The organism is Streptomyces sp. UNOB3_S3 (assembly GCF_020740895.1).
GTDB lineage: Bacteria > Actinomycetota > Actinomycetes > Streptomycetales > Streptomycetaceae > Streptomyces.
The window spans coordinates 1-9,908 of sequence record NZ_JAILXP010000270.1; the positions used below are offsets into that span (position 1 = coordinate 1).

Annotated in this window: 9 protein-coding genes; 5 read left to right on the plus strand and 4 right to left on the minus strand. The window is 71.6% G+C overall.

Annotated features, from left to right (window positions below; all coding sequences use genetic code 11):
- On the plus strand, nt 1–715 hold a 715-nt coding region (locus K6I33_RS25090), incomplete at its 5' end, for a serine protease (protein WP_229356796.1).
- Between the two features lie 42 nt (nt 716–757).
- Here K6I33_RS25090 and K6I33_RS25095 read toward each other — a convergent pair.
- Nucleotides 758–1,210 carry an SseB family protein gene (locus K6I33_RS25095; RefSeq protein ID WP_229356797.1) on the minus strand — a complete coding sequence of 151 codons (453 nt, stop codon included), beginning with the start codon at nt 1,208–1,210 and terminating at the stop codon, nt 758–760.
- A gap of 140 nt (nt 1,211–1,350) precedes the next feature.
- On the opposite strand from K6I33_RS25095, the gene K6I33_RS25100 reads away from it, so the two are divergent.
- From K6I33_RS25100 to K6I33_RS25110, 3 genes are all read left to right on the plus strand, one after another.
- Nucleotides 1,351–3,180: an acyl-CoA dehydrogenase gene (locus K6I33_RS25100; protein ID WP_229356798.1), complete on the plus strand. Its 1,830-nt coding sequence runs from the start codon at nt 1,351–1,353 to the stop codon at nt 3,178–3,180.
- Between the two features lie 129 nt (nt 3,181–3,309).
- On the plus strand, nt 3,310–4,632 hold the full coding sequence (locus K6I33_RS25105) for a M18 family aminopeptidase (protein WP_229356799.1): 1,323 nt from the start codon (nt 3,310–3,312) through the stop codon (nt 4,630–4,632).
- Nucleotides 4,633–4,738: 106 nt separating this feature from the next.
- Nucleotides 4,739–5,362, plus strand: coding sequence for a DUF4232 domain-containing protein (locus K6I33_RS25110; RefSeq protein WP_229356800.1), 624 nt, complete (start codon nt 4,739–4,741; stop codon nt 5,360–5,362).
- A gap of 108 nt (nt 5,363–5,470) precedes the next feature.
- Here K6I33_RS25110 and K6I33_RS25115 read toward each other — a convergent pair whose 3' ends face one another.
- Nucleotides 5,471–7,282: an NHL domain-containing thioredoxin family protein gene (locus K6I33_RS25115; protein WP_229356801.1), complete on the minus strand. Its 1,812-nt coding sequence runs from the start codon at nt 7,280–7,282 to the stop codon at nt 5,471–5,473.
- A 125-nt stretch (nt 7,283–7,407) separates the two neighbouring features.
- Nucleotides 7,408–8,187 carry a carbon-nitrogen family hydrolase gene (locus K6I33_RS25120; protein WP_229356802.1) on the minus strand — a complete coding sequence of 260 codons (780 nt, stop codon included), beginning with the start codon at nt 8,185–8,187 and terminating at the stop codon, nt 7,408–7,410.
- A gap of 158 nt (nt 8,188–8,345) precedes the next feature.
- On the opposite strand from K6I33_RS25120, the gene K6I33_RS25125 reads away from it, so the two are divergent.
- A complete protein-coding gene (locus K6I33_RS25125) occupies nt 8,346–9,176 on the plus strand; it encodes a maleylpyruvate isomerase family mycothiol-dependent enzyme (protein WP_229356803.1) in 831 nt (276 codons plus the stop codon).
- A gap of 13 nt (nt 9,177–9,189) precedes the next feature.
- Here the strand turns inward: K6I33_RS25125 and K6I33_RS25130 are convergent.
- Nucleotides 9,190–9,908: MFS transporter (locus K6I33_RS25130; RefSeq protein WP_229356804.1), on the minus strand; the 719-nt coding region annotated here is incomplete at its 5' end.

The window sequence follows — 9,908 nt, forward strand, 5'->3', positions numbered from 1 at the left end:
GCTGAACGCCCCGCCGCAGGCCGGCCCCGCCGAGACCGCCCCGGCGTCGTCCGCGCGGCCGCCGGCCGCGGCGGACGCGGCGCCCTCCCCCGCCGTGGGGCCGCTGTTCTACACCGCCGAGGGCGCCCCGGCGCACGGCTGCACCGCCAGCGTGGTGCACAGCCCGGCGGGCGACCTGGTCGTCACCGCCGCGCACTGCGTGTACATGGACGGCTTCCGCACCGACCTCGCCTTCGTCCCGGGCTATCAGGACGGAACGGCGCCCTACGGGGTGTGGGTGCCGGCCTCGATCGACGTCGACCCGGAGTGGGCGGCCGACCGGGACCCGGACCACGACGTGGCCTTCCTGCGCGTCCGCCCGGCGGAGGGCGGCGCGCCCGTCGAGCGGGTGACGGGGGCGGAGCGGGTGCGCTTCGACCCGCCGCGCGAGCGGCCCACCCAGGTGCTGGGCTACCCGAACGACGACGAGCGGCCCGTGTCCTGCCGGAACACGACGCGGGGCGAGGGCGACACCCAGCTGCGCTTCGACTGCGAGGGGCTGCCGAACGGGACGAGCGGCAGCCCGTTCCTCACGGACGTGGACGCGGGGACGGGGCTGGGGACGCTCGTCGGCGTCCTCGGCGGCAAGGACGAGGGCGGCGACGAGGAGACGTCGTACGCCTCGTACTTCGGGCCCGCCGTCAAGCGGCTGTACGAGCGCGCGACACGCGCGTAGGGCTCAGCCGTACATCCGCCGTACATCAGCCGTACAGAGGACTCAGCCGTACATCCGCCGCATGGCGAAGTCGACCATCTGCTCCACCGACTTCGCGTCGAAGACCATCCGGTGGTCGCCCTCCATGTCGAGGACGAAGCCGTAGCCGGTCGGCAGCAGGTCCAGGACCTCCGCGCCGGTGATGACGAAGTACTTGGACTCCTTGCCCGCGTACCGCCGCAGCTCCTTCAGCGAGGTGAACATCGGGATCACCGGCTGCTGGGTGTTGTGCAGCGCCAGGAAACCGGGGTTCTCCCCACGCGGGCAGTAGACCTTGGAGCTCGAGAAGACCGTCTGGAAGTCCTCGGCGGACATCTGGCCCGTGGTGAAGGCCCGTACCGCGTCGGCGAGCGACGGGGGCGACGGCTCGGGGTACAGCGGCTGCTCGCCGTAGCCGCCGGGCTGCTGCGGGGGCGCGTAGCCCTGCTGTGCCGCGTTCTGGTCGTAGCCGTACATGGCTCCAAAGCCTAGAGGGTCGTACGGGTCACAGTTGGCCGATCAGGTCTTGCGTCTTATTACCGGTGGGTAGCATCATGCTGCTTACTGACCGGTACGCACAGAGGATCGCCCTCCCGTCACCTACGGAGCCGTCTGTCATGGGCCACTACAAGTCGAATCTTCGCGACATCGAGTTCAACCTCTTCGAGGTCCTCGGCCGCGACAAGGCGTACGGCTCCGGCCCGTTCGCGGAGATGGACGTCGAGACCGCGAAGAGCGTCCTGTCGGAGATCACGCGGCTGTCGGAGAACGAGCTGGCCGAGTCCTTCGCGGACACCGACCGCACCCCGCCGGTCTTCGACCCGGAGACCAACACGGCCCCGATTCCCGCCGCGTTCAAGAAGAGCTACAAGGCCTTCATGGACGCCGAGTGGTGGCGTCTGGGCATCCCGGAGGCGATCGGCGGCACCACCGCGCCGCGCTCCCTGATCTGGGCGTACGCGGAGGCGATCCTCGGCTCCAACCCGGCCATCTGGATGTACTCCTCGGGCCCCGCGTTCGCGGGCATCCTCTTCGACGAGGGCACCGAGCAGCAGAAGCACATCGCGAAGATCGCGGTGGAGAAGCAGTGGGGCTCCACCATGGTCCTCACCGAGCCCGACGCGGGTTCGGACGTGGGCGCCGGCCGCACCAAGGCCGTCCAGCAGGAGGACGGCTCCTGGCACATCGAGGGCGTCAAGCGCTTCATCACCTCGGGTGAGCACGACATGGCGGAGAACATCCTCCACTACGTCCTCGCCCGCCCCGAGGGCGCCGGCCCCGGCACCAAGGGCCTCTCCCTCTTCCTCGTGCCGAAGTACGAGTTCGACTTCGAGACCGGCGAGCTGGGCGAGCGCAACGGCGTCTACGCCACCAACGTCGAGCACAAGATGGGCCTGAAGGCCTCCAACACCTGCGAGATGACCTTCGGCGACAAGCACCCCGCCAAGGGCTGGCTCATCGGTGACAAGCACGACGGCATCCGCCAGATGTTCATGATCATCGAGTTCGCCCGGATGATGGTCGGCACGAAGGCCATCGCCACCCTCTCCACCGGCTACCTCAACGCGCTGGAGTACGCCAAGGAGCGCGTGCAGGGCACGGACCTGGCGAACTTCATGGACAAGTCCGCGCCCAAGGTCACCATCACCCACCACCCCGACGTGCGCCGCTCGCTGATGACCCAGAAGGCGTACGCGGAGGGCATGCGCGCCCTCGTCCTCTACACCGCGACCGTCCAGGACGAGATCGCCGTCAAGGAGGCCGCGGGCGAGGACGCCAAGGCGCTGCACGGCCTCAACGACCTGCTGCTGCCCATCGTCAAGGGCTACGGCTCGGAGAAGTCCTACGAGCTGCTGTCCCACCAGTCGCTCCAGACCTTCGGTGGCTCCGGGTACCTCCAGGAGTACCCGATCGAGCAGTACATCCGGGACGCCAAGATCGACACCCTCTACGAGGGCACCACCGCCATCCAGGGCCAGGACTTCTTCTTCCGGAAGATCGTCCGCGACCAGGGCCAGGCGCTCACCATCCTCTCCGAGGAGATCAAGAAGTTCCTCGCCGAGGCCGCCGGCGGCGAGGAGCTCGCCGAGGCCCGCGAGAAGCTCGCGACGGCCGCGGTGGACCTGGAGGGCATCGTCGGCGCCATGCTGACCGACCTCGCCGCCACCGAGAAGGACGTCAAGTCCATCTACAAGGTGGGCCTGAACACCACCCGTCTGCTGATGGCCTCCGGTGACGTCGTCGTCGCCTACCTGCTCCTCAAGGGCGCGGCCGTGGCGGCCGAGAAGCTGCCGAACGCCTCCACCAAGGACAAGTCCTTCTACGAGGGCAAGATCGCGGCGGCGAAGTTCTTCGCCCACACGGTCCTGCCGGCCCTGGCCGTCGAGCGCGCGCTCGCCGAGTCCGTCGACCAGTCCCTGATGGAGCTGGACGAGGCCGCCTTCTAAGGCTCGTTCTCCCCCGCTCGTCCCACCCGTTCACGGGCTCGCGGGCCGTTCCACGTGAAACCGCCAAGGGCAGGTGCCGGGCGCCCGAAAGGGCCGCCCGGCGCTTGCCCTGATCCTTATTCTGAGGCCATGAGCTCTGCGCACCGCTTCGACCGCGGCCACACCGACGACCTGATGTCCTTCCTCGCGGCCAGCCCGTCGCCGTACCACGCGGTGGCCAACACCGCCGAGCGGCTGGAGAAGGCCGGTTTCCGCGAGGTCGTGGAGACCGACGCCTGGGACGGCCGCGCCGGCGGGATGTTCGTGCGCCGCGGCGGCGCCGTCATCGCCTGGTACGTGCCCGAAGGGGCCGGTGCCGCCACCCCGTTCCGCGTCATCGGCGCGCACACCGACTCCCCCAACCTGCGGATCAAGCCACTGCCCGACACGTCCTCGCACGGCTGGCGGCAGGTCGCCGTCGAGCTCTACGGCGGCACGCTGCTCAACACCTGGCTCGACCGCGACCTCGGCCTCTCCGGCCGTATTACTTTGCGGGATGGGGGCACCTCCCAGACGAAGTCTGGGGGAGGAAGCCACCGGCTGGTCAACGTCGACCGCCCGCTCATGCGCGTCCCGCAGCTCGCCATCCACCTCGACCGCGGGGTCAACCAGGACGGCCTCAAGCTCGACAAGCAGCGCCACATGACCCCCATCTGGGGCCTCGGCGAGGTGGACCAGGGCGATCTGATCCGCTTCGTCGCCGAGGAGACCGGCGTCGCGGCCGATGAGATCCGCGGCTGGGACCTGATGCTGCACAGCGTCGAGGCGCCCGCCTACCTCGGCCGCGACCGCGAGCTGATGGCCGGCCCCCGTATGGACAACCTGCTGTCCGTCCACGCCGGCATCGCCGCCCTCATCGCCGCGTCCTCCTCCGCGAGCCTGCCGTACATCCCCGTGCTGGCCGCCTTCGACCACGAGGAGAACGGCAGCCAGTCCGACACCGGTGCCGAGGGTCCGCTGCTCGGCAATGTCCTGGAGCGCTCGGTCCTCGCCCGCGGCGGTACGTTCGAGGACCGGGCCCGCGCGCTCGCCGGCACCGTCTGCCTGTCCTCCGACACCGGCCACGCCGTGCACCCCAACTACGCCGAGCGCCACGAGCCGGGCCACCACCCGATGCCCAACGGCGGCCCGATCCTCAAGGTCAACGTCAACCAGCGCTACGCCACCGACGGCGCCGGACGGGCCGTCTTCGCCGCCGCCTGTGAGCGGGCCGGGGTGCCGTGGCAGCACTTCGTCTCCAACAACGCCGTGGCCTGCGGCACCACCATCGGCCCGATCACCGCCGCGCGGCACGGCATCGCCACGGTCGACATCGGTGTGGCGATTCTCTCGATGCACTCCGCGCGCGAGCTCTGCGGCGCCGAGGACCCCCATCTTCTCGCCGCCGCGCTGACCGCCTTCCTTGAAGGATGATCGCCAATTGATCGTTTTTGACTGATCGTTCTCGATGGCGGCTACCGGGGGCTGATATACAGCCTTCACACGTCATACGTCCGTCCCACCCCCCGGGGGAAGCACCATGACCACCCGCACCCTGCGGTTCGCCGTCGCCGCGCTCACCGCCACGGCCGCCCTCACGCTCACCGCCTGTGGCGGCTCGGACGGCGAGGAGGGCAAGGCTGCCAAGGACGAGCAGGTCACGGCCGACGCCGCCGCTGGGGACGACATGGGTGGGGAGAGCACCTCGGACGACGAGAACGGCCAGGAGCAGGACAAGGGCGACGCCTGCGGCCCCGGCACCGTGAAGATCGAGGCCAGGGCCGTGAAGTCGCCCGTCAACCACGTCCTGCTGGTGGCGACCAACACCTCCAAGTCGCCCTGCACCGCCTATGGCTTCCCGTTCCTGCGCTTCGACCAGGACCAGGCCACGGCGATCGCGGTCGAGGAGAGCAAGCCGAAGGACAAGGTCACGATCGCCCCGGGCAAGTCGGCCTACGCGGGGGTGCTGGCCTCGGCGGCGGACGGCTCGGGCGGCACCGGCCGGGACGCCAAGCAGCTGTCGGTCACCTTCCAGACGCCGGGCGGTGACCCCCTCGCGGGTGACCCGTCCTCGGCGGGCGCGCCGGGCGGATCGCTGCACGTGGACGACTCCGCGCGCACGACGTACTGGGTCGACGCGGAGGACGCCGCCCTGAAGTGGTGATCCCCGTTGTTCCCCGGCTGACGGCCGGGGGACAACGGGCGCACCGTGCGCGCCGAGCACGCCGGGCGCGGCGGTCACGCCGGGCGCACCTGACGCGGCGGGCCGCCGCTACGCGTCCAGACCGGCCAGCACCAGCGGCAGCCGGTCCGCGCCGCCGGCGACCACCCGCACGGGGACGCCCCAGTCCTGCTGGTGGACATGGCACGCCGGGTACTCGTTCTCGGGATCGTTGTCGCAGGACGCCGCCATCGCCGAGACGTGCAGCACGCCCTCCGTCACCCCGTCCGCGAGCCGCAGCTCACGGCTGAGGTCCGTGCCCTTCCCGTCGCCCTCCGCGAGGAGCTCGGGCGGGGTGGAGCTGACCAGCAGCCGCGTCGACGGCCCGTAGCGGGTGTCGAGCTTCTGCCCGGCGGGCGCCTGGAAGACCACGTCCAGCAGGAGCGCGCCGGGGGCGATCTCCGTGGCCTCGCGCCGCGTCCGGTGCGCCACGGACTCCACCCGCACCGCCTCCTCGGGCAGCCGCAGCCGCGTCAGCCGGTGCCGGGCGGACTCGACCACGACGATGTCCTCGCCGGCGAGGACGGCGTCCGAGGGCTCCCGCAGGTCCGTGGCCAGCGTCGTCACCTCGCCCGTCGCCGGGTCGTAGCGGCGCAGCGCGTGGTTGTACGTGTCGGAGACGGCCACCGAGCCGTCGGGCAGGGCGGTGACGCCCAGGGGGTGCTGGAGGAGGGCCTGGGCGGCGTCGCCGTCGCGGTGGCCGAAGTCGAAGAGGCCGGCGCCCACAGCGGTGCGCACCGTGCCCTCGCGGTCGATCCAGCGCAGCGCGGACGTCTCCGAGTCGGCGAGCCACAGCCGCTCGCCGTCGGCGGAGGCCGCGAGCCCGGACGGCTGGGCGAACCACGCCTCGGCTGCGGGGCCGTCCACCAGGCCCTCGTTGGTCGTCCCGGCGGCGACCTGGACGGTGCCCGTCTCCGGGGCGTACGTCCACAGCTGGTGGACGCCGGCCATGGCGATCCAGACGCGGCCGCCGAACCAGGCGACGTCCCAGGGGGAGGAGAGGTCGACCTCGCGGGCCGGGCCGCTCGTCGGCGAGCCCTGCCACCACTGCTTCCCGGTGCCGGCGACGGTCGTCACGGCGCCGGTGGCCGGGTCGAAGGCGCGCAGCGCGTGGTTGACCGTGTCGGCGACGATCACCGTGCCGCCGGGCAGCAGGGCGAGGCCCTGGGGCTCGCTGAAGGCGGCGGTGCCGGCCGGGCCGTCGACGAGGCCGCGCTCGCCGGTGCCGATGCGGCGGACGACGGTCTCGCCGTCGGCGGCGAGCTCGACGAGCTGGTGCCGGGTGGAGTCGGAGACGAGGAAGCCGCCGTCCGGCAGGAGCAGGGCCTTGCCGGGGAAGCGGAGGTCGCCCGCGACCGGCTCGGGGGCCACGTAGGGGCCGTCGCCGCGCCGCAGGGTGCCCTTGGCGCCGTGGGTCTCCTCCAGCTCCTCGACCAGCTTGGCGAGGGCGTGGGCGTGGCCCTCGCCGGCGTGCTGGGCGACGACGTAGCCCTCGGGGTCGATGACGACGAGCGTGGGCCAGGCCCGGACCGCGTACTGCTTCCAGGTGGTGAGCTCGGGGTCGTCGAGGACGGGGTGGTGGACCCCGTAGCGCTCGACGGCGTCGACGACGGCCTGGTGGTCGGCCTCGTGGACGAACTTCGGCGAGTGGACGCCGATGATCACCACGGTGTCGCGGTGCTTCTCCTCGAGCTCGCGGAGCTCGTCCAGGACGTGGAGGCAGTTCACACAGCAGAACGTCCAGAAGTCGAGGATGACAATGCGACCCCGCAGATCGGCGAGGGTCAGGGCGGTGCCGCCCGTATTCAGCCAGCCGCCCTTTCCGATGAGTTCGGGGGCGCGGACGCGTGCGTGAGGAGCCATGCGTCCATCCAACAACATCGGACCGGAAAGATATCCCCAGGCGACATCGGAAAGTATTAACGTCCGATGAAGCCATTTCTGGTGGAGCATTGCAGCCCGGTGGAGGGCTACAGCCCGGTGGAGCGCTACAGCCCGAGAACGCGGTCCTTCAACGCCGGGAATTCCTCGCGGACCGTGTCGACCCTCGCCGGGTCCAGGTCGACGGTCAGCACCTCCTCGTCCGCGCCCGCCTCCGCCAGGACCTCGCCCCAGGGGCCGACGACGACGCTGTGGCCGGCCTGCTCGACGCCCGCGTGGGTGCCCGCCGTGCCGCACGCGAGGACATAGGACTGGTTCTCCACGGCCCGCGCGCGGGCGAGCAGGGTCCAGTGCTCGCGGCGGCGCTCCGGCCAGCCCGCCGGGACGACGAAGAGCCGCGAGCCCGCGTCGACCAGGGCCCGGAACAGCTCGGGGAAGCGCAGGTCGTAGCAGGTCGCCAGGCCCAGCGTGGCCTGTGGGTGGGGCACCGTGACGGGTTCGGTGCCCGCGCTCATCAGGATCGCCTCGCCCTTGTCGAAGCCGAAGCGGTGGATCTTCCGGTAGGTGCCGGCGAGCGCGCCGTCGGGCGAGAAGACGAGGGAGGTGTTGAACAGGGCTCCGTCGGGGGCCCGTTCGACGATCGAGCCCGCGTGCAGCCAGACGCCCGCGTCCCGGGCGGCGGCCGCCATGACCCCGGCCGTGGGGCCGTCGAGGGGCTCGGCCTCGGTGGTGAAGGACTCGAAGGCGAAGGCGCCCACGGGCCACAGCTCCGGGAGCACCACGAGATCGCTGTCGCCCAGCGACCGGACGAGACCGGCGGCGCGCTCGCGGCGCGCGGCGACCGGTTCGAACGGATCGACTTCGAACTGGACCAGGGAAGCGCGCACAGTACCACCACTCTCCGCATGCGTCACACGAAACCTCTGCCGTGGCGACCGTTCGCAGCGTAACTTAACGAGGGAGAACCCCGACAGCCTCGCTCGCCCCGGAGCCCGCCGTCGCCCGTCACCCCCAGCCGCCCCCAGCACCGCCGAGGGATCCGCCCGTGACAGTCCACCCCAGCCTTCAGCCCGCGATCGACGCCTGGACCCAATCCATCGAATCCGTGCACGAGTTGGTCAATCCCCTGGCCGAGAGCGACTGGAACCGGGCCACCGAGTGTCCCGGCTGGTCCGTCCGGGACGTGGTCTCGCACATCATCGGGGTGGAGTGCGAAATGCTGGGCGAGCCACGGCCGATCCACACCCTCCCACGCGATCTGCGGCACGTCACCGACGAGTTCTCGCGCTACATCGAGGTCCAGGTGGATGTGCGGCGCTGTCACACGGCGCCGGAGATGACCTCCGAGCTGGATTACACGATCATCCGGCGGTCACGGCAGCTGCGCAACGAACACCGCTCCCCCCAGGCGACCGTCCGCTGGCCGCTGGGCGGCGGCACCGAGCGGACGCTCGAACGGACGCTGGCCATGCGGGCCTTCGACGTCTGGGCCCATGAGCAGGACCTGCGGCGCGCCCTGGGCCTCCCGGGGAACCTCGACTCACCCGCCGCCGGCATCGCCCGGGACATGCTGCTGGCGGCGCTGCCCCAGGTGGTGGCCCAGGACGCGGGGGCCCGGCCGGGCACCACGGTGGCCTTCGACGTCCACGGCCCGCTGGAGTTCCTGCGCACCGTGCGGGTCGGCCCGCAGGGCAGGGGGACGATCGACGGCAGCGTCTCCCTGGGACCCACGGCGACGCTGATCCTGGACTGGGAGACGTATGTGCGCCTCGCGTGCGGGCGGGTACGGGCGGAGGCGGTGGCCGACCGGATCAAGACCGAGGGCGATCAGGATCTGGCGTGGTCGGTCCTCCGGGAGTTCGCGGTGACGCCCTGAAGCCGTAGGGCCCTCAGGCGCGCAGCCCGCCGCCCTTGTTGTCCCGCACCGGTACGTGGACGGTCGTCACGCGCGACGCCACGATCCGCTCCCGCTCGCGCCGCAGGGCCGGCCCGCGCAGCAGCAGGATCCGGGACAGCCCCAGCGCCTGGAGGACGAAGACGGAGCAGAAGCCGATCCGGTAGCTGCCGCCGGTCGCGTCCAGCAGGACGCCGACGGCCAGCAGGGTCGTGATGGTGGCGAGGAAGCCGCCCATGTTGACGATGCCGGAGGCGGTGCCCTGGCGCTCGGGCGGGTTCGCGGGACGCGCGAAGTCGAAGCCGATCATCGAGGCGGGGCCGCAGGCTCCGAGCACCACGCACAGGGTGACCAGCAGCCACAGCGGCGCGTGCGCCCCGGGCCAGGAGAGGACCGCCGCCCACAGCAGGGCCGTCGCCGCGAGCGTGCCGAGCGCGAGGGGCAGCCGGGCCTCGTGGTGGCGGGCGACGACCTGTCCGTAGACCAGGCCGACGCCCATGTTGGACAGGACCACGAGCGTCAGCAGGGCGCCCGCCGTCTCCCTGGCCAGCCCCTGGGCCTCCACCAGGAACGGCATGCCCCACAGCAGCAGGAAGACCATCGCGGGGAACTGGGTGGTGAAGTGCGTCCACAGGCCCAGCCGGGTGCCGGGCTCCCGCCACGCCCCCACGAGCTGCCCGCGCACCGCGCCCTTGCCGGGGCGGGGGCAGGGGG

Coding starts and splice junctions, on each gene's coding strand:
- K6I33_RS25095 (WP_229356797.1), bottom strand. CDS start 1,210: ATGTACGGCTACGACCAGAACGCGGCACAGCAGGGCTACGCGCCCCCG.
- K6I33_RS25100 (WP_229356798.1), top strand. CDS start 1,351: ATGGGCCACTACAAGTCGAATCTTCGCGACATCGAGTTCAACCTCTTC.
- K6I33_RS25105 (WP_229356799.1), top strand. CDS start 3,310: ATGAGCTCTGCGCACCGCTTCGACCGCGGCCACACCGACGACCTGATG.
- K6I33_RS25110 (WP_229356800.1), top strand. CDS start 4,739: ATGACCACCCGCACCCTGCGGTTCGCCGTCGCCGCGCTCACCGCCACG.
- K6I33_RS25115 (WP_229356801.1), bottom strand. CDS start 7,282: ATGGCTCCTCACGCACGCGTCCGCGCCCCCGAACTCATCGGAAAGGGC.